The organism is Pseudomonas sp. D1-36, from assembly GCF_051132205.1.
Classification (GTDB): domain Bacteria; phylum Pseudomonadota; class Gammaproteobacteria; order Pseudomonadales; family Pseudomonadaceae; genus Aquipseudomonas.
Genome location: NZ_CP071674.1, coordinates 2640521 through 2666006, shown reverse-complemented (window position 1 = coordinate 2666006; position 25486 = coordinate 2640521). Strand labels below are relative to the sequence as shown.

The window sequence follows — 25486 nt, the reverse complement described above, 5'->3', positions numbered from 1 at the left end:
TCAGGAAAGTTCGCCATACCGGCGGGCGCGTCTTAAAACTTGAATAATCTGCGGGGGGTTTCCACCATGAGCGCGCGCAAGAGCGGCGCCGGGCATTGCAAAGCCCGCAACTGCCGGACAACGGTGTCGAAGCCCACGACGCCTTCATGTTGTGTATGTGGCCAATCGCTGCCCCACACCATCCGATGAGGGCCCAGGCTCTGCTCCAGCATCGCCAACGCGGAGCGGGCGAAGTCGAGATTTTCTCGATCCGTCCCCGCCAATCGGTAGATGCCCGAGACCTTCATCCAGACTTGCCCGCCGAGCCCCAACTCAAGCAGCTCGGCGAAACCCGGTTGGTCGAGGCCCAGACGGGCATCCGGACGACCGAAATGGTCGACCACCAGGCGGATGCCAAAAGGGATCAGTTGGCTGATCAACCCGGCCAGTTGGTCGATCGGCGCATGCAGTTCCACGTGCCAGTCCAACTCGGCAAGATGCGCCAGGAAGCCTTTCCACCTTGTCTCGCAAAAATCAGGCACGGCCTTGCCCATCAGGTTCAAGCGAACGCCGACCACCCCCAGCCGTGCCATTTCATTCAGCACGGTCCGGCTGATCTCGGGTTCCACCACCACAACGCCGCGCAGTTGCCCCGGTGCCTGCCGGAGGGCGGCCAGCAGGTAACGGTTATCGGTGCCGAGAAAGCTCGGCTGGACCAATACCCCATGGCTCAGGCCGTGGGAACGCAGGTGATCCAGGTATTGCGCAAGCGTGGCGTCATAATCCGGTGTGTAGCGCCGCACCGCAGCCAGCTCCAGTTCACGGCTGAACACATGGGCATGGCTGTCGATGCCGGTGATCGGCGTAGTGCAGGTATCAACCATTGGTCTTCATCTTTCAAAAATAAGCAGTGATCAGGCCCGGGCGCTCTCGGTGCCAGGCGCTCCGTCCGGTGCAGGCGGCGCCGTGGCCTCAAGGCTGCGGCCTCGGGTTTCCGGCAGGCAAAGCGCCGCAAGCACCGCTACGCCGTAGGCAATGCCGGCGTCGATACCGATGGCCGACCCCAGGGACATGGAGTCGCTCATATGACCAACCAGGAACGGAAACAGCGCCGAGAGGACCCGGCCGAAGTTGTAGCAAAAGCCGACACCGGCGCCGCGCACATCCGCCGGGTACAACTCGTTGAAAAACGCCCCGAGACTGGCCGGAATGCCGGCCGCGAAAAAGCCGAGGGGGAAACCCAGGAACAACATCTGGGTATTGGTCAGCGGCAGGAACACGTAGCACTGCACCGTCACGACGCAGCACAGCGCAAACAGCAGGATGTTCTTGCGTCGGCCGATGCGATCGATCAGCAGCCCGCTGACCACACAGCCACACCAGAAGGCGAGGATGATCACCGCCAGGTAGCCGCCGGAGTTGAGCACCGACAGGTTGCGTTCGGTCTTGAGGAACGTCGGCAACCACGTCATCACCGCGTGGTAACCCCCGTGTGCCCCCAGCCCCAGCAAGCCACCGAACAATGTCACGCGAATCAACTCAGGGCGAAAGATACCGCCCAGGGACTTGAAAAAACTCTGGGGAATGGCCTGTTCCTTTTGCAGGCGCTGGAAGCTGTCCGGCTCCTCGACGTTGCGACGCACCCAGATGATCAGGAACGACGGCAGCAAGCCGACGATGAACATCACCCGCCAGGCCATGTCCTGCGGCACCAGGGAATAGATCAGCGTAAAGACGCCCACCGCCAACCCCCAGCCCACCGCCCAGGCACTCTGCACCGTGCCCATGACCTTGCCGCGGTATTTCGGATTGATCGTCTCGGCCATCAGCACCGCGCCGGCGGCCCATTCGCCACCGATCCCGAAGCCTTGCAGGGCCTTGACGATCAACAATTGATGGAAGCCAGTGACGAACGCCGACAGGAAGGTGAAGAACGAAAACCACAGGATCATCCACTGCAGCGTGCGCACCCGCCCGTAGCGATCCGACAGCGTCCCGCCCACCCAGCCACCCAGGGCCGAGGTCACCAGCGTGACCCCGCTGATCAGCCCCGCATCACCTTTGGACAAGGCGAACGCGGCGATCAGCGCCGGGATCGCCAGGCCGAACATCTGAACTTCCAGCGCGTCGAGGGACCATCCGCCGAAACAGGCCCAGAACGTCTTACGCTCCCGGGAGGTGATTTGCCGATACCAACTGAACATGATTTTTATCCTTGTAGGTGGAACGAAAGGCAGCCGAGCGCGAACCGTGCCGCTGCAAGGCCAGTCAGGAAAAACAAAAACGGCAAGGGCAGCGGTATTTGCTGCCGGACGATCCGCTAACCCGGTGAGGTCAACGAATCTCTACGCTGTAGCGGAAATGCTCGGCATGCCCGCGCGAACGTCGCCACTCCAGCGGGTTGCCCGCGTAATCACGGGCCAGGCGCTCGATTACCACCACCGGGCTATTGACCGGCACTTGCAACAAGCGGGCATGCACGTCGTTGACTGACTCGGCGGTGAGGGTTTCCTGCGCATAAGCGACAACCTGCCCGCAGGTCTCTTCATAGATGGGATAAAGCAACGGGCCTTTGTGGTTCAGGTCGATTTCCAGCAACGGCTGGAATCGGCTGCGAGGCAGCCAGATCTCTTCGGCGAGCACGGGCTCGACGTCCAGCAGACGCACCCGCACGATACGAATCACCGCCGCCTCCACTGGCAGCCCCAACGCCTGGGCCACGGCTGACGGCGCCGCCACCGGCTCTACCGACAAGATGCGGCTCTCTGGAACCCGGCGCTCCCCGGACGCGGACTGAAAACGGAAGAAACGAAACAACGACGACTGGAACTGGGGGCGACGAATGAAGGTGCCTCGGCCCTGCTGACGCTCCAGGACGCCTTCGCTGACCAACGCATCGATCGCCTTGCGCACCGTCCCGGTGGACAGTTGGTATTCGGCTGAAAGCGCCGCCTCGGTGGGAATCGCCTCCCCCGGACGCCAGCGATTGTTGGCAATCTGCTCGGCCAATTGGTCGCGCAAACGTTGATAGAGCGGCAAGCGGGCATCGCTGGGGAGTGGGTTCATCAGACGTTATCTACCTTGTTATCTAGTCATCTATATGAATTTAGGCGGAAGTATTCGCGCCCACGAGTCTGTTGTCAAGAACGCCCGATTACCGCACGTCCCCTCGGACGGTCAGTGACAACGGCTGCCACGCCACGGGACATTCCTCGTGAATGGCTGGCGCTCTCGTAGTAAAGTCTGCAACCGATATCAGAACCCATTTTGAAAGACGTGAAGCCTCCAGAACTTCGTTCGAACCAAGCCTCGCATCACGTCATTCGCCAGCCGCAGCGGTCATCGCATGATTGAAATCACCGAAGTCTCCATCGCCCAACTCCGGGCTGCGCTCGAATCCGGCCAGACCACGGCGGTCGAATTGGTCCAGGCCTACCTTGCCCGAATCGACGCCTACGACGGCCCCGAAACGCCCACGGCCCTCAACGCCGTGGTGGTTCGCAACCCCGACGCGCTGCAAGAGGCGAAGGCGTCGGATACCCGTCGGGCCAAGGGCCAGACACTGGGCCCGCTCGACGGCATTCCTTACACGGCCAAGGACAGTTACCTGGTGAAGGGCCTGACCGCTGCCTCTGGCAGCCCGGCCTTCACGGACCTGGTTGCCTATCGCGACGCCTTCACCGTCGAGCGGCTGCGCGCCGCCGGGGCCATTTGCCTGGGCAAGACCAACATGCCGCCGATGGCGAACGGCGGCATGCAACGCGGCGTATATGGCCGCGCCGAAAGCCCGTACAACGGTGACTACCTCACCGCGCCCTTTGCCTCCGGCTCGTCCAACGGTGCGGGCACCGCCACCGCCGCCAGCTTCGCCGCCTTTGGCCTCGCCGAAGAAACCTGGTCCAGCGGACGCGGCCCCGCGTCCAACAACGGGCTGTGCGCCTACACGCCTTCGCGGGGAGTGATCTCGGTGCGCGGCAATTGGCCGTTGACGCCGACCATGGACGTTGTCGTGCCCTTCGCCAGGACCATGGCCGACCTGCTCGAAGTGCTTGACGTGGTGGTGGCCAATGACCCCGACACCCGCGGAGACCTGTGGCGCCTGCAACCCTGGGTGCCGATTCCCTCCGTCGATTCCGTTCGTCCCGCGTCCTACCAAAGCCTTGCCGCCAAACCGCAGGTGCTGGCCGGCGTGCGCTTTGGGGTCCCGCGCATGTACATCAACGCCGACCCCGAGGCGGGCACGGCCGAAAAGCCAGGGATCGGTGGCCCGACCGGCCAGCGCATCATCACGCGCCCGTCGGTGATCGCTCTTTGGGAAGAAGCGCGCAAGGCTCTGCAAGCCCAGGGCGCCGAGGTGATCGAGGTGGATTTCCCGTTGGTATCCAACTGCGAGGGTGATCGCCCTGGCGCGCCGACCGTGTTCACCCGCGGCCTGGTGTCCAAGGAGTTCCTGCACCACGAATTGTGGGATCTATCGGCCTGGGCATTCGATGATTTCCTGCGGGCCAACGGTGATCCGAAACTCAATCGCCTGGCCGACGTCGACGGACCGCTGATTTTCCCCCACGACCCTGGCACCCTGCCCAACCGCGAGGATGACCTTGCCGCCGGCATGGACGAGTACGTGAAGATGGCCCTGCGCGGAATCACGCCGTGGGACCAGATTCCTACCTTGCCTGATGGCTTGCGAGGTCTCGAAGAGACGCGCCGGATCGACTTGGAAGATTGGATGGCGCGCCTGGGCCTCGATGCGGTGATCTTCCCCACGGTGGCCGACATCGGCCCAGCGGACGCGGACGTCAATCCAGCCTCGGCCGACATCGCCTGGAGCAATGGGGTCTGGGTCGCCAACGGCAACCTCGCCATCCGCCACCTGGGCGTGCCCACCGTCACCGTGCCGATGGGCGTCATGGCAGACATCGGCATGCCTGTCGGCCTGACGTTCGCCGGCCGAGCCTATGACGATTCAAAGCTGTTGCAGCTGGCTTCGGCGTTCGAGTCGCTGGGATCGAAACGGATGATCCCGCCGCGGACTCCGCCGTTGTAACCACAACAGCACCGCCCTGGTAAAAGCAGGCCCACCCCGGTGAGGCCTGCGTCACCATTGCTTTAAGCTATCGGTTAATCAAAGCTTCCGACCGCCAGCCGGCCGATTTCGGGCCGCGCATAAAGAAATCCTTGCATCAACTCGATGCCCATCGCCAGCAGCGTAGCGCTCTCTTCGCGCGTCTCGACGCCCTCGGCAATGATGGTAATCCCCAGCCGGTTGGCGACCAGGATGATCCCCTCGACGATGGCACGCTTGACCGGATCGTGATCGATGCCTCGGGTCAGCGCCATGTCGATTTTCAGCACCTGGGGTTGGAACAGCGCCAACAGGTTGAGCCCTGAGTAGCCAGACCCGAAATCATCGATGGCTGTGGTGAAGCCCTGGCGCTCGTATTCCATGAAAATCGATTTCAAGTGATCCGGGTCGTCGACACGCTCGCCTTCCGTCACTTCGAACATCAGCCTGTCTGGCGGAAAGCCGGTCTGACGCGCAGCCTCCAGGGTTGCGCGAATGCAGGTTTCGGCCCGGTAAACGGCGTTGGGCAGGAAGTTGATGCTGAGCAGGCAACCGGGAATCTCCAGGATACCCAGCCGAGCGGCTTCTTCGATGGCCTTCACGCGACAGGCCTGGTCGAATCGGTAGCGGTTGCTGTCGTTCACCAGCCCCAGGATATGGCCGGCCGACTCACCCTTCAGGCCTCGGACCAACGCCTCGTACGCAAACGCCTGGCGCGTGCGGACATTGAAGATGGGTTGGAACGCCATGGTGAATTCGAACCCCAGCGCCTCGTGGTCACGACACTCGGCGCAGCCAAGGGACTTGAAGTTGGGATGGGAAGAAGATTGGGTCATGATCTGTGTTCCGTCGCGTCAGCGGGCGTCCCTGTGAAGCAGAAACTATAGGCAATACCCTTGAGTCGGCACGGGCGCGGCTTTCTGGAGTGCTGTCGGGTCCGTTATCGTATGACCGGTGGGTCAAATCAGGCGTTCATTCGATTGTCTGAACGTAATTAACAACGATTAACTCGCACCCGCGCGCGGCGTCACCAAAAATGGAGGCTCTCTGCAGACCTTCTAAAGCGGGACGCGCGCCAGAGCGCTGCACATCGACGTGCTTCCCGCTGGCACGGAATTCATGTCATGACTCATCCATCGCTCAGCGCCGTCAGGACGCCCCTTACGCCGTTGCAGAAATCCAACCACGGCGGCCTTTCGCCCTGGCGTGAAAGCCTGGTCAAGAAAATGATCTTCGACGGCCTCGGTGAAACATTGGCAATAGCCCGGCTGGCCGAGGCGTGCGCGCTTTCGCGTAGTCACTTTTCCCGAGCGTTCAAGGCCAGCACCGGTCAGTCCCCTCAAGCCTGGATCAGGGGCCAGCGCATCATGCGCGCCAAGCGCCTGATGCAGACCACCGACCTGACCCTCACGCAAATCAGCCAGGAATGCGGCTTTTGCGACCAGGCGCACTTCTGCCACATCTTCACCCATAGCGAAGGCATCAGCCCGTTCGCCTGGCGATCCCGCATGCTGCGCACGTTACTGCACGCGGGAGAGCCTGGGTGATCGCGCGAGCCTCTGTTATCTGGAAATCATCCATGTCGCCTGTCACGAAAAACCTGATCGCCCCCGGGCAAGCGACGTTTACGCTGAAGCCGCTCTGGTTCCTCGCCCTGCTGACAGCAAACGCCCCAGCACTGGCGGCGCCCGGCCTCTTGGAAGGGGCGTCGCTGGAGGTACTGAGCCGCAACTTTTACCTCAACAGTGACTACCGGTCCCCTACCCCGGCGGGCCAAAGCTACAAGAAGGAATGGGCGCAAGGATTCATCGCCACGTTCGAGTCTGGCTTCACCCCCGGCATCCTCGGCGTAGGCATCGACGCCCACGGGTTCCTGGGCTTGAAACTGGACGGCGGCAAGGGCCACGCCGGAACGGGATTGCTGCCGCTGGACAGCGACGGCCGTAGCGAGGATCAATATTCCAGCGCCGGCGGCGCGCTGAAATTCAACCTGTCGCGAACCACCCTGGCACTGGGCGAAATGACCGTGGCGACGCCGGTATTCGACACTGCGGACAAACGCCTGCAACCGGAATACGCCAGCGGCGCACTCCTCACCAGTCGGGAGATCGACGGGGTCGATCTCCAGGCCGGTCATTTCAGCGCGTTCAAGAATCAGGATGCGTCCACCGCCAAGGGAGATTTTTCCGGCTACGGGGCAACCACCCGACACGCCAGCATCGATTTCATCGGTGCCGATCTTTTCAGCGGCCAGCGAGTGGGTGGCGCGCTCTACGCCTCCGAACTGAGCGACACCTGGCGTCAGTACTACGGCAATCTGCACGCAACCGCTGGCGACCTGTTCCTCGACGGCAACCTGTATTACACCCGCGACCACGGCCAGGCCAGTGCCGGGGCCATCGACAACACGGCATTCAGCCTCGCGGGTAAATACCGACGCGAGGCCCAGGCATTCACCCTGGCCTATCAGAAAGTCCGCGGCGACACGCCTTTCGACTTCGTCGGCGGCGACTCCATCTACTTGGCCAATTCGATCAAATATGCCGACTTCAATGGCCCGGGCGAACGCTCCTGGCAGGCACGCTACGACCTTGACATGGGCGCCATGGGCGTTCCCGGCCTTAGCTTCATGGCCCGCTACGTGACAGGGCGCGGGATAGATGGCAGCCATGCTCCCCGGGGCGGCGCCTACAACCCGTACGACGGCAACATCGGCAACTACGTCCCGCAGCAGGGAGACGGCGGCCGACATTGGGAACGCGACATCGACCTGCGCTATCTCGTGCCGTCAGGCCCGGCCAAGGACTTGTCGTTGCAGCTGTCCCACGTCACCCATCGCGCCAACAGCGCCCAGGCCGGCGATGACATCGACAGGCTGTACATCGTCATCCAGTACCCACTCAAACTGGGCCCGTTCTGAAGGCGCAAAAAACCGGTCGAACAGTGTTTCCGCTTAGTAAATCATGGAGGTGCCCGGGACGACGATCCGCCCCGGGCTTGGGGATCATGGCTTGCGGGTTACACGCCAGACCGTGTTCGCGAGGTCGTCGGCGATGATCAAGGCACCCCGAGGATCGACCGTCACACCCACTGGCCGCCCCCGGGTCTTGCCATCGGACCCGCGAAAGCCAGTCGCGAAATCCACCGGCTCACCGGCGGGCCGCCCGTTGCTGAACGGCACGAAGATCACCTTGTAGCCCACAGGCTGGTCACGGTTCCAACTGCCGTGCTCACCCACGAACGCCCCTTCGGCGAACTGTTCGCCCATGGCCGGAATGGAAAAATCGACACCCAGGGCGGCGACGTGGGACCCCAGGCTGTAGTCGGGCTTGACCGCAGCGGCGACTTTTTGCGGATCCTGCGGCTGCGCCCGTGGATCGACGTTCTGCCCCCAATAGCTATAGGGCCACCCATAGAACGCGCCTTCGCGCACGGAAGTCAGGTAATCCGGCACCAGGTCCGGCCCTAACTCGTCCCGCTCGTTGACCACCGCCCACAACTGCCCGGAACCAGGTTCGACCTTCAACGCCGTCGGGTTGCGCAGGCCGGTCGCATAAGGCTTGTGGGCGCCCGTCTCGGCGTCGATCTGCCAGACCATCGCTCGGTCGATCTCGACTTCCATGCCACGCTCGGTGACGTTGCTGTTGGAACCGATACCGACATACAGCGAGCGCCCGTCGGGGCTGATGGCCAACGCCTTGGTCCAGTGATGGTTGATCGCCGACGGTAGATCAGTGACCTTGACGGGCGCCCCGCTGGCCTTGGTCTGGCCCTCCTGGTAGTCGAAGCGGACCAGCGCATCCTGGTTCGCCACGTACAGCTTGCCGTCGGCAAACGCCAGCCCATAGGGCGCGTTGAGGTTTTCGGCGAAGACAGTCTTGAGCTCGTAAGTGCCATCGCCATCGGCGTCGCGCAACAGGGTCAGGCGGTTACCGCCCTTGACCTGCGTGTTGCCCTTCGCCTTGATGACGCTGGCGATCACATCCTTGGGCTTCAACTTCGGTGCATTTCCGCCTCTGCCTTCGGCCACCAGGATATCGCCGTTGGGCAAGACGAGGGTCTGGCGCGGTATTTTCAGGTCGGTGGCGATGGCGGTGATGTCGTAGCCTTGCGGCACCGTAGGCTTCTGGTCACCCCAAGCCACCGGCTCGGCGATTTTCATGCTGGGCAGGAGGCTACGCTGGGGCTCCGGCAACTTCGGGTCCGGACCGCGCGCTTGCGTAGCGTCCCCTTCGCCTCCGCAACCGCTCAACAGCAGGGCCATGCTCAAGGCCGTCAATGGGATGCGAGAGTTCATTGCTCACCTCCCGAACGCAGGTTGGTCAGCCCGACCCATGCCGCCAGGCAGGCCAGCAAGGTCACGACGACGGACAATGCCAGGCCCTGGGGCATCGCGGCCCAGGCGTCTTTGGCGTGCTCGAAGGCGTTGATCAGCCCCAGCACCCAGGTGACGAGCAACAACAGGAAATAGCCTACCGGACGACCGGCCTTGTGGTCCGCGCGAATCAGATTGACCAGCGCGAACACCAACGCCAGCCCACAAAACAGCAACCCACCGGCAATCAACCAGGAGGCGAAATTGCTCCATTGGATCTGGTAGGTCTTGTAGTAAGCGATGTCGCTGAGCAGGCCCCCGAGAAACAGTGGAACCGTGCCGGCAAGCAGGACCGCATGGAGCGGTCCCGGCGTGCTTCGGTAGATAGGATGGGCGGTAACGGTCATGACAACTCCTTTTCGGTCGCGGTGATACGCCTTGGAAAAGGATCGTGTCGGGAGCGCGTTAGTTCCGACATTTTTACTCGCAGGCAGACCGTCTACCCGAACTGTTCCGGGGCCGCGACGCCCAAGAGTTGCAGTTGCGCAAAGGGCTCGTCACCTGAAGCGAAGATAAAGTTCTTGTCGCTCAGTTGCGCTGCCACATTCCCCTCCAGGGTGACCTCGAATCGGCGCCCCTCGTCATCGGCCTCATAGCTTTTCAGGTAGGTCCGCTGGCCGTCTTCACTGACGACCGCTTGCAGCGTTTTGTTATAGCCGCTCCAGAACTCGGTGAAGCCCAACGCCGACACGTCGATCTTGTCCGTGAGCGGATCGAAGTCGATGATCCGATCCTGGAAATTGCCGTCGGCCGTGCGAAAGCTGTCATCGAGAGCATCGAAGCGGAAAACATCCCAACCCTCGCCGCCGCTGAGCACGTCGCGTCCCAGCCCGCCGTCGATGACATCGTGCCCATTGCCGCCCGAAACGACATCGTTACCGGCGCCGGCGACAATCTGGTCACCGACCACCGAACCCATCAGTCGGTCGGCTGACTCGGTCCCCTGGATCAGGTGCGGCGCGAATACCACGTTGGTTTCATCGAGGGCCTGAGCCACGTCGCCATCCAGGACCAATTCGAAACGATGCCCCCGCCCGTCCGCGTCGAAGCTTTTCAGATAGGTTCGCGTTCCGGCCTCGTTGACGTGCACCGCCAGGGTTCCATCCAATCCGTTGCCGAACCCGCTGAACCCCAGCGACGTCAAATCGATCCGATCCAGATCGGCGTCGAAGTCGACGATTCGATCGCTGACGGCCTGGTTGTCGGTGCGGTAACTGTCGCCGATCGTACTGACCCGGAAGACATCGGCACCGGCTCCGCCCTCCAGCACGTCCCGTTGCCCAGCGCCATCAAGCAAGTCGGCACCGTCATGGCCGCTGAGTCGTTCCGGGACATAGGTGCCTGACAGGACGTCATCGCCCCGCCCTCCATCGATGCCCGGCAACACACCGTCAAGTGCGCCGAAGGTGGTATCGAGCGTACCATCAGGGTTGAGCCGGATAAGGCTGAAATCAGCGTTGCCGAAATAGGTGCTCTGCCCCGCCACCAGGATTTTCCCGTCCGCCAGAACGGTAATGTCCCGAGCCATGTCCCGATCACCGGTCAGGTCGATCACCGCGACGCCAGCGTTGCCGAAACTTGTGTCCAGAGTGCCGTCCTGGTTCAGCCTGATGATCTTGAAATCAAAACCGCTGCCATTTTGTTCGCCGCCACCGGCCAACAGGATCTTGCCATCGGCCTGGACGGTGACCGAGGCTGCAAGGCCCGCCACCTGCGTATCGACCAGGCCGTCCGTGCCGAAACTGCTGTCCAGGCTGCCGTCTGCATTCAAGCGCGCGACCACCATCTCGCCGTTGTAACCCGGCACCAGCAATTTGCCATCCGCTTGCAGGGTGAATCCGTACCCTTCCAGCGCGCCCATGTTCGGGATATTGAATTGGATGGCGTTGCCGCCATTGAAGGTCGAGTCAAGCGTTCCGTCGGCATTGAGGCGACTGACCGAAAACAGACTCTCGTAGCTGTCCTGATTCGACACCAGGATCTTGCCGTCAGGCTGTACCGTGGCACTGGCATAATCGCCCCAGGACCCCGGCACGATGGCCTTACCGTTGACACCAAACCCCTGGTCCACCGTGCCGTCGGTATTGAGCCGGATCATGGCGATGCCGGACGTGAATTGTGGGTAGACGAGCAGATACTTCCCGTCTGGCTGCACGGCCGCACTGTAGCCTTCCCCTGGGAAAATATCGTGAGGGAGCTGCGTCTTGCCGTCGTCGCTGAAGGTCGTATCGAGGGTGCCGTCGGCATTGAAGCGCATCAGGGAGGTCCGGTAGCCTTCGTACTCCCAATCCTTTTCTACCTTTGTCATGCCCGCCAGCCATATCGTGCCGTCCGGGGCCACCGCGATTTTCTTGGTGTCGTTGTAGCCGTCAAGGTCGACGAAGGTCTTCCCGGTGCCTGCTCGTGGGGCCAATCCTGCATTGCTGTGTGCGTTGTCCATGCTGAACCTCATGTGTCGATGAGACACTCCAGAAAATTTTCGCACCTTACAAAATAGCCATTCATGGCGGCTTCGCCAGTCTTGGATCCCATCAGCGCAACGCAGCGCCGTGCTTTTCCAAGCCTTACACCTTCATCATCAACTCGCCTTGGGCATCCGCTTCGCCATGGAGCAACTCGATCACCCAGTCGATAAACACCCGCACCCGGGGCGACAGTTGCCGATGGGGCGGATAGACCACCGAAATCGGCCATGACGGCACTGGATGTTCCGTCAACACTTGCACCAAGCGCCCTTCTGCCAACTGCCGCTGCACGTGATAACGCGGCGCCTGAATCAAGCCGAGTCCCGCTTCGCAGGCCGTCACGTAGGCGTCGGCATTGTTGACGGTCAGTTCCGAAGGCATGTTCAGCTCTCGCACCTGCCCCGCTGCCTCGAACTCGAACGGAAAAAAACGTCCATTGCCGGACGCGAAGCCAACGGCGCGGTGCCCGGACAATTCTTCAGGTCGCCGTGGCGTGCCCTCGCGAGCCAGGTACTGCGGGCTGGCGCAGGTCACTTGATGCAGCCGCACGATCGGCCGCGCCACCAGCGCCTGGTCGACGATATTGCCGGCCCGGATGGCGCAATCGACCCCCTCGCGTTGCAGATGTACTTGCCGATCATGGAAACCAAGGTCCAGTTGCAACTGCGGATAGCGTCGATAGAAGTCCGCCAGGTTTGGCACGATCCAAGTGCAGCCGAAGGCGATCGGCATGTCCACGCGCAAGGTGCCCCGGGGTTGGCTCCGTTGCGTGGAGAGCGAGTTTTCCAGGTCGTCCAGTTCTTCCAACAAGTGGCCGCAGCGCTGGTAATAGGCTTCGCCGTCGAGGGTGGCACGCACTTGCCGGGTGGTGCGCTGCAACAACTGCACGCCCAAGTGGCTTTCCAACTGCTGGATCAACAAGCTGACGGTGGCCCTGGGCAGCCCCAGGTCATCGGCCGCCCTGCCAAAACCGCCCAGCTCGACGATGCGTCGGAACACTTGCATTGCCTGTAATCGGTCCATTATTCGGCTCACTGTTTAGAAATCACGAATAGTTAAACCAAAATCACCAGCTTTATCCATTAAACCAATTTAAGGAGACTGATCTCGTCATCTCAACCCAAAGGAACACTCTTATGATCACCCGCCAACTTGGCCATCAAGGCCCACACGTCAGCGCCATCGGCTTGGGCTGCATGGGCATGTCGGATTTCTACACCACCGGCGCGGATGAGCGAGAGGCAATCGCTACGCTCCACCGCGCCGTGGAACTGGGCGTAACACACTTCGACACCGCGGACATGTACGGGCCGCACACCAACGAGCAATTGGTGGGACGGGCGTTGCGCGGCAAGCGCGATGGGATTTTTCTGGCGAGCAAGTTCGGCCTGGTTCGCAGCGACGATCCACATGCCCGGGGCGTCGATGGTCGCCCGGAGTACGTCCGGCAATCGATCGACGGCAGCCTCAAGCGCCTCGGAACCGATTACCTGGATCTTTACTATCAACACCGAATCGACCCTCAGGTGCCGGTGGAAGAAACGATTGGCGCCATGGCCGAATTGGTCAAGGCCGGCAAGGTTCGCCACATCGGCATTTCGGAAGCCAGCGCCGAGACAATCGAGCGGGCCCATGCCGTGCATCCCCTGGCGGCGGTGCAAAGCGAATATTCGTTGTGGTCCAGGGAGCCGGAACACAACGGCGTGCTCGAAACCTGCCGACGCCTGGGAATCGCTTTTGTCGCCTACAGCCCGTTGGGGCGTGGTTTCCTGACGGGCGAGTTGAAGACGCCGGAGGACTTTGCCGCCGACGACTATCGGCGCTTCAATCCGCGTTTCGAGGCCGACAACTTCTATCGCAACCTCGCCCTGGTCGAACGAGTCCGGGCCATGGCCGAGGACAAGCACATCAGCGCCGCGCAACTGGCCTTGGGCTGGGTACTGGCCCAGGGAAGCAATGTCACCGCGATCCCGGGCACCAAGCAGCGTCGATACCTGGAAAGCAACGTCGCCGCCGCCAGCGTTTTCCTGAGCAGCGATGACTTGAATCATCTGGACGCCATTTTCGCCCCCGAAGGCGCCGTGGCCGGCGAGCGCTACAGTGCCGAGGTGATGACCTTGCTCGACGGCTGATCCTCACACCCACCGTGGCGAGGGAGCTTGCTCCCGCTCGGCTGCGCAGCAGTCGCAAACAGCCGACGCGGTCTACCCGAAGACTGCCGGGGACGGCTTCGCCGGCCAGCGGGAGCAAGCTCCCTCGCCACGGGTTATTCGATAGATGGAGTCATCGCGATGCGAGCGATTCTTGCTTACTGGAGATCCTCTGCTATGACTTAACCCCGTCACTTTCAGTATGTGAGGCAAGGGAATGTCAGCCGCCAAGAAAATGAGCGTGGGGCAACTCACCATGCTGACTGCCGTCAACATGCTGGGATCCGGCATTGTCCTGTTACCCACCAAGCTCGCCGAAGTCGGCGGCATCTCCATCCTGTCCTGGTTGATCACCGCCACGGGCTCCCTGGCGCTGGCCTACGCGTTCGCCCGCTGCGGCATGCTCAGTCGAAAGACCGGCGGCATGGGCGGATACGCCGAATACACCTTTGGCAAATCCGGCAACTACATCACCAACTACACCTATGGCCTATCGCTGCTGATTGCCAACGTGGCGATCAGCATCACGGCCGTCGGCTATATCCAGACGCTTTTCAGCATCCAGCTCGACTCGCTGCAAGTCGGCCTGGCAACCATCGCCTTGTTGTGGCTGACCACCTTCGCCAATTTCGGCGGCGCAAGCGTTACCGGCAAGATCGGCGCCGTGACCGTATGGGGCGTCATTGCCCCGGTGGTGCTGGTGTCGACCCTTGGTTGGTTCTGGTTCGACAGCAGTGTCTATGCGGCCGGTTGGAACCCTCACGACAAACCCTGGTACGAAGCGGCTGGCGCATCGGTGGCAATCACGCTCTGGGCCTTCCTGGGCCTGGAGTCGGCGTGCGCCAACGGTGACGCGGTGGAGAACCCCGAGAAGAACGTGCCGATCGCCGTTCTCGGCGGGACGCTCGGCGCCGCTGTGATCTACATCGTCTCGACCAACGTCATCGCCGGTATCGTCGACAACGCCGAGCTGGTGTCCTCCACCGCGCCGTTCGGCCTGGTGTTCGCCAAGATGTTCACGCCCCTGGTGGGCAACATCGTCATGGGGCTGATGGTGCTGGCGTGCGTCGGCTCCCTGCTCGGTTGGCAGTTCACCGTCGCCCAGGTGTTCAAGAGTTCGGCGGACACGGGTTACTTCTTGCCGATCTTCGCCAAGGCCAACAAGCATGGCGTGCCGATCATCAGCATGTTGATCCTGCTGGCGATGCAGACGGCGATGGCGCTGCTGACCATCAGTCCCGACCTCGCCAAGCAGTTCGATACGCTGGTGAACCTCGCCGTGGTGACCAACCTGGTGCCGTACATTCTCTCCATGGCGACGCTGGTGACCCTGCAGAAGGTTTCCAATGTCCCGGCGAACAAGGCTCTGGTCACCAATATCGTCGCAGGCATCGCCGCGGCCTACAGTTACCTGGCGCTCTACAGCTCGGGCGAACAAGCGCTGATGCTCGGCGGCGTGGCGGTCATCGTCGGCTACACGCTGTTCGGTTACGTCAATACCCGCCTGATCCGCCTGGAGGCCATGAACAACAGCGTACCGACCCAGACCGTCGCGGCGCAGCACATCGTTGGCGAGCCCATTCCCGTCAACCACTTGAAGCCGGCTAACCTGGAGGCATTGCCATGACGGAACATCGAAATCTATTGGGGATGCTGGCCCTGCTCGTCTCCAACGCACCCGACAAGCGCAGCGTATTCGGCCGGGCCCTGATCCAGCTGATCAGTGACGTAGAGGATCGCGCCGTCAGTGTGCTGACTTCCGAGACCCTGAGCGATGCCAAGTCGATCCTCAGTTCCGACCCGGCCATCCAGTGCGTGCTGCTCAGCTGGGAAATAGACACCAGCGAAGACCATCGCGAATGCATCGACCTGCTGACCGCCCTGCGCGAGCGCAACACCCGCGTGCCGGTGTTCCTGATCAGTGATCGCAGCACCGCGTCCAACGTGCCGTTGATCGTCATGCAACACGCCGACGACTTCATCTGGCTGCCCGAGGACACCAGCCGGTTCCTGAGCGGGCGGATCCTGGCGGCGATCGAACGTTATCGCCAGGCAGTGTTGCCACCGATGTTCGGCGCCCTGCTGAAATTTGCCCGCAGCTACGAATATTCATGGCACACGCCGGGCCACGCCGGCGGCACGGCCTTTCTGAAAAGCACGGCGGGCCGGGCATTCTATGAATTCTTCGGGGAAAACCTGCTGCGCTCGGACCTGTCCATCTCCGTCGGCGAGCTGGGTTCGCTGCTCGACCACAGCGGCCCCATCGGGCAAGGCGAGCGTTATGCCGCCAAGGTCTTCGGCGCCCATCGCACCTACTACGTCACCAACGGGTCATCGATGTCCAACCGCGTGATCCTGATGGCCAGCGTGACGCGGGACCAGATCGCCTTGTGCGACCGCAACTGTCACAAATCCGCCGAGCATGCGATGACGCTGTCCGGGGCAATTCCGACCTACCTGGTGCCGACTCGCAACCGCTTCGGCATCATCGGCCCGATCCTGCCGCAGACCCTCAGCGCCGAGGGCGTGAAGGCCGCCATAGCCAGCAATCCGTTGGTCAAGAGCGACATCGACCCGACACCCGTGCACGCGATTATCACCAATTCCACCTACGACGGCCTGACCTACAACGTCACCCGCGTCGAGGAACTGTTGGGGCAAAGCGTCGATCGCTTGCACTTCGACGAAGCCTGGTATGGCTACGCGCGCTTCAACCCGCTGTACAAGGACCGCTTTGCGATGCACGGCAGCCCGGACGACCACGACCCGTCGAAACCGACCGTGTTCGCCACCCAGTCCACTCACAAGCTGCTGGCTGCGCTGTCCCAGGCGTCGATGATCCACGTGCGCAATGGCCGTAATCCGATTCCCCACGGGCGCTTCAACGAGTCGTACATGATGCACGCCTCGACCTCGCCCAACTACGCGATCATGGCCTCGTGCGATGTCAGCTCGGCGATGATGGAGGCGCCCAGCGGGCAGATCCTCACCAGCGAGGCGATCGAAGAAGCTGTCGCCTTCCGGCAGGTCATTTCCCATATGCAGAGCGAGATGTTCAGTCACGACGATTGGTTCTTCTCGTGCTGGCAGCCGCCGATGGTGCAAGTGGACGGGCAGTCGATCGCCTTCCATGAGGTCGATCCAGCGCGGCTCAAGGCCGATCCTGGTTGCTGGGTGCTGCACCCCAATGAGGTCTGGCACGGCTTCGGCGACATTGAAGACGGCTACTGCATGCTCGATCCGATCAAGGTCTCGATCCTGAGCCCTGGCATGGGCGACGACGGGAATCTGCTGGACTTTGGCATCCCGGCCTGTGTACTCAGCGCCTACCTGGGCACGCAAGGCATCGTGGTGGAAAAAACCACCGACTTCACCATCCTGTTCCTGTTTTCCATCGGCATCACCAAAGGCAAATGGGGCACCCTGGTGAACGCCCTGCTCGACTTCAAGCGTGACTACGACGCCAACCTCGAACTGGAGCTGTGCCTGCCCGACCTGTTGAGCGCCAACCAACAGCGCTATGCCGGCATGGGGCTCAAGGACCTGGCCGAAGAGATCTTCGCCGCCATGAAAAAAACCAAGACCACCGCAGCCATGGCCAAGGCTTTCGGCACGCTGCCGCAAGCGCAGTTCAGCCCCGTGGAGGCCTACGAAAAACTGGTCAGAAACGAAATCGAGCAGGTGACGCTGGACGAGGCCGCCGGTCGGATCGCGGCAACGGGGATCGTGCCGTATCCACCGGGCATCCCCCTGTTGATGCCAGGGGAAAATGCTGGCCCATCAGACGGACCCTTGCTGGCTTACCTGAAGGCTCTGGAGAGTTTTGACCGGTCATTCCCTGGCTTCACCCATGACACCCATGGGATCGAAAATGACGGCGGCGTCTATCGGTTGCTGGTGTTGAAACAGGACGCGACGGACCGTTAGCCGATTGGATCGGGGACGTCATCGAGATTCGCTGGGCTCACGCCAGCAGCTCGTTGATCCACCGCACCTGCCGCGCGACGTCTTGTACTTTTTCTTCAGCCACGGCCTGCTGCGCCTGGGTGAAATTGGCCAGGGTCTTGTGCTTGAGGCGCAGCATGCGTTGCCACTTGGCCAGGAATACCGGGCTGCGGGCCTGCATTTGCAGCGGGCCGAAGTACAGCTCCTCGGCGCTGTACATCACCGGCCCGTCACGCTCGGCGACGATGATTTCGTAGTAGAAGCGGTTTTCCCGCAATACGTCTTCGCACAGGATGCGGTAGTCGTTGTCCATCAGCCATTGGCGCAAGGGCTGTTCGCCGCCATTGGGCTGGAGGATCAGGCGTTCCCGACCGCTCAGGCGACACTTGCCACTGTCAAGAATGTCGCGAATCGTCTCGCCGCCCATGCCGCACAGACTGATCGCCGTGATGCCGTCCGCCGGTTCGATCGCCGCCAGGCCGTCGGCCAGGCGCACGCTGATCCATTCGTCCAGGCCGCTTTCACGCACGGTGCGCTCAGCCGCGCGGAACGGCGTCAACGCCACCTCTACCGCCACCGCCGCCGCGATCACCCCACGCTTGATCAACGCCACCGGGAGGTAGCCATGGTCCGAGCCGATATCGGCCAGGCGCGCCCCTGTCGGCACGAGCCCCGCCACGCGTTCAAGGCGCATGGACAATGTCTGTTCGTTCAAGCGTTCAATCCTGTTTTGCGTTGCTTATGCGGCCGCTGTCTTGGCGGGGCGCCCACTTTATCAGCGATGGAATGTAAAAGTTGCTACCGGCCACGCTTGCGACAATGAGCTGAGGCATTGCTCGCATAACGAAGCAGCCGCCGATGCCCGGCACGTGTTTGGGTCTATGCTTGTCTTGGGTTCGCCAGCAACAGCGAACCGTTGATCAGGAGAACACGTGAAGTATTCGATGCCTGCCGCAGTGCTGCTCAGCCTGTTGCTCGGCCCGGCGACCGCACACGGGCAATATCAGGTCGTCACCGAGGAATGGGCACCCTACAACTATGTGGAGAACCATCGGCTCACCGGCATGACCACGGAAATCGTCCGGGCCATCATGGCGCTGACTGGCGATCATTTCGAGATGTCGGTGCAACCCAGCATGCGCGCCACGCAGATCCTGAAGAACCGGCCCAAGACCATCATGTATTCGCTGTTCCGCACACCGGAGCGTGAGCCATTGTACAAATGGGTCGGCCCGATCGTTGAGGAATCCATCCACGCCTACCAACTGGCCGGCTCGCCGCCGATCAACTCTCTCGAACAACTGCTGCGCGCTCCGCAGATCACCACGCGGCACGCGGGCCTGGTGCCGCAGACGTTGCAATCGCTGGGTTTCAATAACCTGGACAAAAGTGCGACCGAAAGCAGGCTGCTGTACCGCATGCTGCTTGCCGGACGAACCAGCATCATCGTCGGCGACACCGCGGCCGGAGTGGCGTATTACAGCCGCCAATTGGACATCGCGCCGGGCACCCTGCGCAAGATTCCCATCGAGCTTTACCGCTCGTCGCTGTACATCGCCTTCAGCACCGACAGTGACGACGAACTGATCACCGCTTGGAGCAACGCGCTGGAGCAACTGCGCCGGTCCGGCGAATTGGCGCGTATCCAGCAACGCTATGAGCAGCCTCCCCAGCCCTGAAGCAACGCGCCTGAGTCACGGCTCGCCGGCGATGCGTCTCACCCTGTGGCAATCCCCCGGTTGCAATTTCTGGCCGCTCAATGCGCGGACCTCGATGGGCATCAACGGCTCGCCAGAGGCGTTGTCCAACAGCACCGACCGCGTCTCGTGCTCGGCGAACAAAAAACGTTCGCCCCACTGCCGCAGGCTGATCACGATTGGAAAGATTTCCTGGCCTTTTTCCGTCAGGACATATTCCTTGTAGGCGCTTGCGTCCGATGCGGGCTGCACGCGCAATACACCGACTTGAACCAGGCCTTTGAGGCGCGATGCGAGGATGTTCTTGGCAACGCCCAGGCTCTTCTGGAATTCGCTGAAGCGGCGAATGCCGTCGAAGGCATCGCGGATGATCATGAGCGACCAGCGGTCACCGATGATTTCCAGTGTTCGGGCTACCGGGCATTCGCTGTTGGGCGATGGGGTGTTTTCTGACATTGGGTTTCCTGTTTGCTGACGCTGGGGGGTAGCTCCACCAAACTAGTTGCAAATTAAAACCCATTCAAGCAAAAATCCAATCCGGTTTTTAATTGCAACCAGATTGGAAGGCGCACATGACCGCACCCATCTTCCCAAGCCAAGGCCTGTCCCCAGCCCTCACATCCCTGTTATCCATCACCTGCGCACTGGCCGTCGCCAACGTCTACTTCGCCCAACCCCTCCTAGCCTCGATGGCCGAGAGCCTGGGTGTCGCTCCCGCCTCGATCGGCATCGTGGTCACGGCCACCCAGCTTGGATACGCATTGGGCTTGCTCTTTATCGTCCCGCTGGGCGACAGGGTCGACGGCAAACGGCTGATCCTGACCCTGGTGACGTTGTCCGTGATTGCATTGGCGGCCGTCGGCGCATCCCAGCATTGGCTCATCCTCCTGGGCGCCATGATCACCACGGGCCTGCTCGCGGTCGTCGTCCAAGTGCTGGTGGCCTATGCAGCCGTGCTATCGGCACCGTCCCGACGAGGCCAGACCGTCGGCACCCTCACCAGCGCAGTCGTGATGGGCATACTTCTGGCGCGATTCATCTCGGGGTTCATCGCCGACCTCGCCGGCTGGCGTGCGGTTTATTTTGTGTCGTCGGGACTGATGCTGATCATCGCGACGGTGTTCTGGAAAGTGGCACCCACCACGGCGTCACCGGGAAATCGGCAGCCCTATCCAGCCCTGATCCGCTCGCTGTTCCAACTGTTCATGACCGAACCGCTGTTACGAATCAGGGGGCTGTTCGCGCTGCTGATCTTCGCCGCGTTTTCCGTCCTCTGGACCGCCATGGTCCTGCCGTTGAGTGCCCCGCCATTGTCGCTTTCCCACACCGCCATCGGCCTGTTTGGCCTGGCCGGGGTTGCCGGCGCGCTGGCGGCTCGCAGAGCCGGTCGCTGGGCCGATCGAGGACTGGGGCAACGCGTGACGGGTCTTTCGCTGGGTCTGCTGGTGCTCTCATGGTTGCCCATCTCCTTCGCCGAAAGCTCCCTGATCGCCCTGGTCTTCGGCGTGGTCCTGCTCGACTTTGCCGTACAAGCCGTGCATGTCACCAACCAGAGCCTCATCCTCGCCGCACGTCCCGACGCGCAAAGCCGCATGGTCGGCGCCTACATGTGTTTCTATTCGATCGGCAGCGCACTGGGTGCCGCCGCCGCGACCCAGGTCTATGCGCTATGGGGCTGGGCCGCGGTCAGTTGGCTGGGTGGGTCGATCAGTGTTGTAGCGTTGGGTTTGTGGGGCGTTTCGATTCATCGGGGCGGGTGCGCTGAACAGAAATCGGCGTGATCGATAACTTGTGCGCGGCGAGCTGCGAGGCGCTTTCGATCAAGGCACCGACTCACCCGTCACAAATGCTACAGTCGCGCTCCAATATTCGAGGGAACGCCATGCGCATCATCGGAGCGGCTCTAACCATCGCACTGCTGACCGGCTGCGCAACGGCCAACGAAACCTTTGGCCCCGGGTCGCTCTGCGGTGTGCAGCCTTATTGCGGTACGTATTTCGATTATCAGGTGCTCAAGGAAGCGGCGACGGAGGATAACGCGACGTACGCCAGTGCGTTTGCGCCGCTCGCGGCCATCGATCTGCCCCTCAGTTTTGTCGCCGATACGCTTATCCTGCCCTACACCCTCTTTCACATAAGGCCGGCGGAAGAATAGCCGTCGCCTCCTCCTGTTCTTACAGTCGAAAGCGCTGCTGGATCGCTTTGCCCAACAGGTCTACCGCTTCATCGGCGTGTGAGGCCTGGGAGCGCACGAACACCACTTCATGATCGGGCACCACCGGCAAACCCTCGAGGATGCGCATGTTCTCCGTCACCCGGGCGCGGTCGATCAGGCTGATTCCCAGTCCGGCTTCCACGCATGCCTTGATGGCCTGGTTCGAGGGGCTCTCCAGGACGATTCGCACCTTGCGCCCGCTTTGCCGCAGCGCCTGCAGCATGACTTGGCGGTAAGGGCATTGCGCCGCATGCACGGCCAGCGGGAGCGGGTCCGTCGCGCTCGGCGCCCCATGGGTCGCGCCTACCCAAACCGGCGTGGTGGTGACCAGGATCTGGCCCGCCGCCTCAGGCTGGTCCATTGGCTGGGTGAGTACGGCGGCCTGCAGTTTTGCACGTTGGACATACTCGCGCAGCGCATAGCTGGGTGCGGTCTTGAGTTCGAGGACCACGTTTGGCCAGGCTGCGGTGAATGTCGGCAGAATGTCGCGAATGACATGATCGGCGTATTCGTCCGGCACGCCCAGGGTGACGCGCCCCGCCAGCCGTGTCCCGTGTAGGTCGGCGAGCACGCGGTCATGGGTCGCGAGCAGCTCCGTGGTGGACACGAGCAGGCGCTTGCCCAGGGCGGTCAGGGAAACCGACTGATTGTCACGGTCCAGCAAACGGCCCCCGGCGACTGCTTCCAATCGTTGGATGTGCACGCTCACCGCTGCCGGGCTCTTGTGGAGCTGCTGCGCCGCGCCGCTGAACTTGCCCAGGCGCGCGACTGCATGAAACGTCCGGATCAGTTCGATATCCAGTATGGCTGTCATGATTCAACCTTTTTAAACCAGTGCTGCACGATATTTTGATTTATTAGATTAGTCGGCTTTCGTAGCCTGTGACCATGAACCCGACCAAATCGATCACCCGCTCGTTGCCGCCCAGTGCGTATTGGCTGATTCCGTTGCCCTTGCTCGAAGCGGCATTACTCGTGGCCTGGAGCTCCGGCTTCGTCGGCGCGCGATTCTCCATCGATTACGCCCCGCCGCTGCTTGTGGTGTTCTGGCGTTGCGTGCTGGTCACGCTCCTGCTGTTTCCTTTCGTCGTCCGGCAACTGAGGCGTACCGCCCTCGTCACCCTCCTGAAAAACGCCGGTATCGGACTGCTGGCGATGGCGGGTTACCTGGCTGGTATTACCCAGGGCATTGCCTGGGGTGTGCCCGCTGGCCTGGCCGCCTTGTTCGCCGACTTGTTGCCGATGGGCCTGGCGCTGATGGCCGCGGGTATCCTGGGGCAGCGCATGGCGCCGCGGGTCTGGGCAGGTTTGTTCATAGGCCTGACGGGCGTTGCCCTGGGCACCCATGGCGCGCTCGGGTGGGGCAGCGCGCCGTTGTGGGTCTACGGGCTGCCACTGCTGGGCATGTTGTCGCTCGCTGCGGCGACACTCTGGCAAAAACACCTGCCAGCCTCGCAATCCATGGGGCTGCTACCGAACCTCTGGTTGCAATGTTGTGTCTCGGGCCTGGCCTTTGCCCTGATCGAAGGCGTGCAAGGCAGTCTGGCGCCGATACCCAGTACCGGGTTCGCCCTGAGCGTCATATGGACGGCCGGACTGTCGACGATGGGCGGCTATGGACTCTACTGGCTATGCCTGCGCCGGGCCTCGGCGACCCGGGTCGCCAGCGTCCTCTACCTGAGCCCGCCCATTACCATGGTGTGGGCCTGGGTGATGTTCGACGAGCCGCTGTCTTGGCAGATGGCGCTGGGGATGGCGGTGTCTGCTGTCGGGATCGGGTTGGTTGTGCGCGATGAGGCTCGTCAGGCTCGGGGTCAATCGAATCCAAGCGGGACTAGCCAAAATAGGAAAACACAGCGTATTGGAAATCGTTGAAGCGAAAAGAACCCACTTCCTTCATACCCATTTTCTGATGCGCACGAAGCGACGGGGCGTTATCCGTGCGAATGAAAAGAACGCCCTCGCGCTTGGGGGCGAGTCGCTTGAGCTCGTCGAACATTCGTTGGGCCAAGCCCTTGCCGCGCTCCTCTTCCCCTACGCAAATAGGCCCATAGATGTATGCATCCGAGGTTCCCCCGTACGAAGAAAACATGGCCTGGACGATGGGAAGATCCAGGTTCATCGCACGAGGAGTCGCCATCAGGAAACCGGTGACCTGGCCATTACGACGCGCGACGATCAACGGCATATTCCTCATCATGGCTTTTACGCGGGTTCGCGGGAGGCTGGCAGAAAGCGATCCTCCCCGATCCATCTGGTTCTTAGCCTGGAGGGCCAGGATACCGGTCAGGTCCGCTTGCTTGGCCCTACCAACTACGGTTTCAGCACTGGTCATTTGAGGTTTCCCTTCGCTGCGTTAAATGACTGCTTTTACCGCATACGAAAAAGCATAGTACATTCCAGGCATCTCGAAGTTTGTCTCAGCAGATGTCATTTGCCAGAATTCAGTACCGGAAGAAAACCAAAAAAGCGCCCCATGACCATCACCATTCGTCTCGCACATCCAGATGATGCGCCGTTCCTGCCCGACGTTGAAAAATCCGCCGCCCGGGCATTCAGTACCATAGAAGCTCTGAGCTGGGTGGTTGATTCAGCGCCCATGCCTGTCGAGCGTCACCAGCGGATTATTGCGTTGTCGACGTGCTGGGTGGCCGTCAACCACCGGGACTTGCCTCAAGGTTTGTTAAGCGCAGAACGGTATGACGAAGCGCTTCATGTGCACGAGTTATCCGTCATGCAATCCGAGCAAAGGCAAGGGATTGGCCGTCGATTGATGGAAATCGCGATGGCCCACGCGCGCGCCAAGGGGCTGCTAGCCATTACCTTGACTACTTTCAAGAACGTACCGTGGAACGCACCATTCTACGCCCGACTGGGTTTCGAACAGTTGCCCGAAGCCACGCTGGCCCCGCGCCTGGCCGCCATCCTGGCAGAGGAATACCGTCGCGGCTTCGCACCGGGCAGCCGTTGCGCCATGTCATGGCGGGTGTGCTGAGTCGGGATACGCTGGATAGGTCAACTTCAGCCCAGAGTTTTGTGCCGCTGGATTCAACACGGCTTGAGTCGCCTTGTCTTTGTCCAGTATATGGAAGACGTCGACATCACGGAGCAACAGATAATCGGTGATGATCCTGCGATGGCAACGCCACCAGAGCGCTTCCGCGCACATGATTGCGCATTTGAGAGTCTGGCCGTGTACCAAAAGATGATCCAGGCCCGCCTCGAACTCATCCGACAACGCGTAATCCGCGTAATTGTGAAAACTGCGGTTTTCCCAGAACCCATTGACCTCATCGGCAACGATCCTGGATTTTTTTCGCAGCCCACCCAACTGCCGTATTTGCTCATGCTTGAGCCCGTACCGTTCCAAAAGCGCGGGAAGCGTATCGAGGTTGTACTGGGGATTCGTGCGCGATCTTGGAACAGTCCTCACGTCGACAATCATCTCGACACCGAAGCTCTTCACGATGTCAACGAATTGCTCAAGGGTTCGGGTTGAATGGCCGATTGTGTAGAAGCTGGGTTTTTCCATGACGCATCCGAATTCAGCTGGCCGTTTCATAGGAACAACCCCGCCACACGTTAGTTTCCTGTT

General features: G+C 61.6%; 24 protein-coding genes. 11 read left to right on the top strand and 13 right to left on the bottom strand.

What is annotated here, in order from left to right; all coding sequences use genetic code 11:
- Positions 1–32 precede the first annotated feature (32 nt).
- From J3P76_RS11900 to J3P76_RS11890, 3 genes are all read right to left on the bottom strand, one after another.
- The gene (locus tag J3P76_RS11900) at positions 33–863 is read right to left on the bottom strand and encodes an amidohydrolase family protein (RefSeq protein WP_434605934.1); all 831 of its coding nucleotides are present in this window, start codon (positions 861–863) and stop codon (positions 33–35) included.
- Between the two features lie 30 nt (positions 864–893).
- Positions 894–2183 (bottom strand): MFS transporter, encoded by a 1290-nt coding sequence (locus tag J3P76_RS11895; protein ID WP_434701984.1) that lies wholly within the window; start codon positions 2181–2183, stop codon positions 894–896.
- A 130-nt stretch (positions 2184–2313) separates the two neighbouring features.
- Positions 2314–3045 (bottom strand): GntR family transcriptional regulator, encoded by a 732-nt coding sequence (locus tag J3P76_RS11890; RefSeq protein WP_420763790.1) that lies wholly within the window; start codon positions 3043–3045, stop codon positions 2314–2316.
- A gap of 280 nt (positions 3046–3325) precedes the next feature.
- Here J3P76_RS11890 and J3P76_RS11885 point away from each other — a divergent pair, with 280 nt between their 5' ends.
- Entirely contained in the window at positions 3326–5026 is a 1701-nt protein-coding gene (locus J3P76_RS11885; RefSeq protein WP_434701983.1) for an amidase, read from the top strand.
- A gap of 74 nt (positions 5027–5100) precedes the next feature.
- Here the strand turns inward: J3P76_RS11885 and J3P76_RS11880 are convergent, their stop codons facing one another.
- Positions 5101–5880, bottom strand: coding sequence for an EAL domain-containing protein (locus tag J3P76_RS11880; protein WP_434605940.1), 780 nt, complete (start codon positions 5878–5880; stop codon positions 5101–5103).
- Positions 5881–6168: 288 nt separating this feature from the next.
- On the opposite strand from J3P76_RS11880, the gene J3P76_RS11875 reads away from it, so the two are divergent.
- Together J3P76_RS11875 and J3P76_RS11870 are read left to right on the top strand one after the other, a co-directional pair.
- On the top strand, positions 6169–6591 hold the full coding sequence (locus J3P76_RS11875) for an AraC family transcriptional regulator (protein ID WP_434701982.1): 423 nt from the start codon (positions 6169–6171) through the stop codon (positions 6589–6591).
- Between the two features lie 32 nt (positions 6592–6623).
- Positions 6624–7964: an OprD family porin gene (locus J3P76_RS11870; protein ID WP_434701981.1), complete on the top strand. Its 1341-nt coding sequence runs from the start codon at positions 6624–6626 to the stop codon at positions 7962–7964.
- Between the two features lie 84 nt (positions 7965–8048).
- Here J3P76_RS11870 and J3P76_RS11865 read toward each other — a convergent pair whose 3' ends face one another.
- The 4 genes from J3P76_RS11865 to J3P76_RS11850 form a co-directional block, all read right to left on the bottom strand.
- Positions 8049–9341, bottom strand: a complete 1293-nt coding sequence (locus tag J3P76_RS11865) for a PQQ-dependent sugar dehydrogenase (protein WP_434605946.1) — start codon at positions 9339–9341, stop codon at positions 8049–8051.
- Positions 9338–9766, bottom strand: a complete 429-nt coding sequence (locus J3P76_RS11860) for a DUF2231 domain-containing protein (protein ID WP_434701980.1) — start codon at positions 9764–9766, stop codon at positions 9338–9340. The genes J3P76_RS11865 and J3P76_RS11860 overlap by 4 nt, the downstream gene beginning before the upstream one ends.
- A gap of 92 nt (positions 9767–9858) precedes the next feature.
- Complete coding sequence (locus tag J3P76_RS11855; RefSeq protein WP_420763785.1) at positions 9859–11859, bottom strand: M10 family metallopeptidase C-terminal domain-containing protein; 2001 nt, start codon at positions 11857–11859, stop codon at positions 9859–9861.
- 124 nt (positions 11860–11983) lie between these two features.
- Positions 11984–12907 carry a LysR family transcriptional regulator gene (locus tag J3P76_RS11850; RefSeq protein ID WP_434605948.1) on the bottom strand — a complete coding sequence of 308 codons (924 nt, stop codon included), beginning with the start codon at positions 12905–12907 and terminating at the stop codon, positions 11984–11986.
- A gap of 113 nt (positions 12908–13020) precedes the next feature.
- Here J3P76_RS11850 and J3P76_RS11845 point away from each other — a divergent pair, with 113 nt between their 5' ends.
- The 3 genes from J3P76_RS11845 (at position 13021) to J3P76_RS11835 (ending at position 17961) form a co-directional block, all read left to right on the top strand.
- Positions 13021–14016: an aldo/keto reductase gene (locus J3P76_RS11845; RefSeq protein ID WP_434605950.1), complete on the top strand. Its 996-nt coding sequence runs from the start codon at positions 13021–13023 to the stop codon at positions 14014–14016.
- 235 nt (positions 14017–14251) lie between these two features.
- Positions 14252–15661 (top strand): putrescine-ornithine antiporter, encoded by a 1410-nt coding sequence (gene potE, locus J3P76_RS11840; protein WP_420763782.1) that lies wholly within the window; start codon positions 14252–14254, stop codon positions 15659–15661.
- Entirely contained in the window at positions 15658–17961 is a 2304-nt protein-coding gene (locus J3P76_RS11835; RefSeq protein ID WP_434605952.1) for an Orn/Lys/Arg decarboxylase N-terminal domain-containing protein, read from the top strand. The genes potE and J3P76_RS11835 overlap by 4 nt, the downstream gene beginning before the upstream one ends.
- Positions 17962–17998: 37 nt before the next feature.
- Here the strand turns inward: J3P76_RS11835 and J3P76_RS11830 are convergent, their stop codons facing one another.
- On the bottom strand, positions 17999–18694 hold the full coding sequence (locus J3P76_RS11830; protein WP_434605954.1) for a tRNA (adenine(22)-N(1))-methyltransferase: 696 nt from the start codon (positions 18692–18694) through the stop codon (positions 17999–18001).
- A 217-nt stretch (positions 18695–18911) separates the two neighbouring features.
- Between J3P76_RS11830 and J3P76_RS11825 the strand changes: the two genes are divergently transcribed.
- Positions 18912–19658, top strand: coding sequence for a substrate-binding periplasmic protein (locus J3P76_RS11825; RefSeq protein WP_434605956.1), 747 nt, complete (start codon positions 18912–18914; stop codon positions 19656–19658).
- A 15-nt stretch (positions 19659–19673) separates the two neighbouring features.
- Here J3P76_RS11825 and J3P76_RS11820 read toward each other — a convergent pair whose 3' ends face one another.
- A complete protein-coding gene (locus J3P76_RS11820; RefSeq protein WP_420763778.1) occupies positions 19674–20132 on the bottom strand; it encodes a winged helix-turn-helix transcriptional regulator in 459 nt (152 codons plus the stop codon).
- Between the two features lie 116 nt (positions 20133–20248).
- On the opposite strand from J3P76_RS11820, the gene J3P76_RS11815 reads away from it, so the two are divergent.
- Both J3P76_RS11815 and J3P76_RS11810 read left to right on the top strand, forming a co-directional pair.
- Positions 20249–21457: an MFS transporter gene (locus J3P76_RS11815; RefSeq protein ID WP_434605958.1), complete on the top strand. Its 1209-nt coding sequence runs from the start codon at positions 20249–20251 to the stop codon at positions 21455–21457.
- Positions 21454–21831, top strand: a complete 378-nt coding sequence (locus tag J3P76_RS11810) for a YceK/YidQ family lipoprotein (RefSeq protein ID WP_434605960.1) — start codon at positions 21454–21456, stop codon at positions 21829–21831. The genes J3P76_RS11815 and J3P76_RS11810 overlap by 4 nt, the downstream gene beginning before the upstream one ends.
- A gap of 19 nt (positions 21832–21850) precedes the next feature.
- Here J3P76_RS11810 and J3P76_RS11805 read toward each other — a convergent pair whose 3' ends face one another.
- Entirely contained in the window at positions 21851–22705 is an 855-nt protein-coding gene (locus J3P76_RS11805) for a LysR family transcriptional regulator (RefSeq protein ID WP_434559087.1), read from the bottom strand.
- 74 nt (positions 22706–22779) lie between these two features.
- Here J3P76_RS11805 and J3P76_RS11800 point away from each other — a divergent pair, with 74 nt between their 5' ends.
- The gene (locus J3P76_RS11800) at positions 22780–23766 is read left to right on the top strand and encodes a DMT family transporter (protein WP_434605962.1); all 987 of its coding nucleotides are present in this window, start codon (positions 22780–22782) and stop codon (positions 23764–23766) included.
- On the opposite strand, the gene J3P76_RS11795 is transcribed toward J3P76_RS11800, so the two are convergent.
- The gene (locus J3P76_RS11795; RefSeq protein WP_434605964.1) at positions 23726–24226 is read right to left on the bottom strand and encodes a GNAT family N-acetyltransferase; all 501 of its coding nucleotides are present in this window, start codon (positions 24224–24226) and stop codon (positions 23726–23728) included. The two genes, J3P76_RS11800 and J3P76_RS11795, sit on opposite strands and share 41 nt — an antisense overlap.
- 141 nt (positions 24227–24367) lie before the next feature.
- On the opposite strand from J3P76_RS11795, the gene J3P76_RS11790 reads away from it, so the two are divergent.
- Complete coding sequence (locus J3P76_RS11790; protein ID WP_434605966.1) at positions 24368–24886, top strand: GNAT family N-acetyltransferase; 519 nt, start codon at positions 24368–24370, stop codon at positions 24884–24886.
- Here J3P76_RS11790 and J3P76_RS11785 read toward each other — a convergent pair.
- A complete protein-coding gene (locus J3P76_RS11785) occupies positions 24869–25423 on the bottom strand; it encodes a DUF488 domain-containing protein (RefSeq protein ID WP_434605968.1) in 555 nt (184 codons plus the stop codon). The two genes, J3P76_RS11790 and J3P76_RS11785, sit on opposite strands and share 18 nt — an antisense overlap.
- Positions 25424–25486 lie beyond the last annotated feature (63 nt).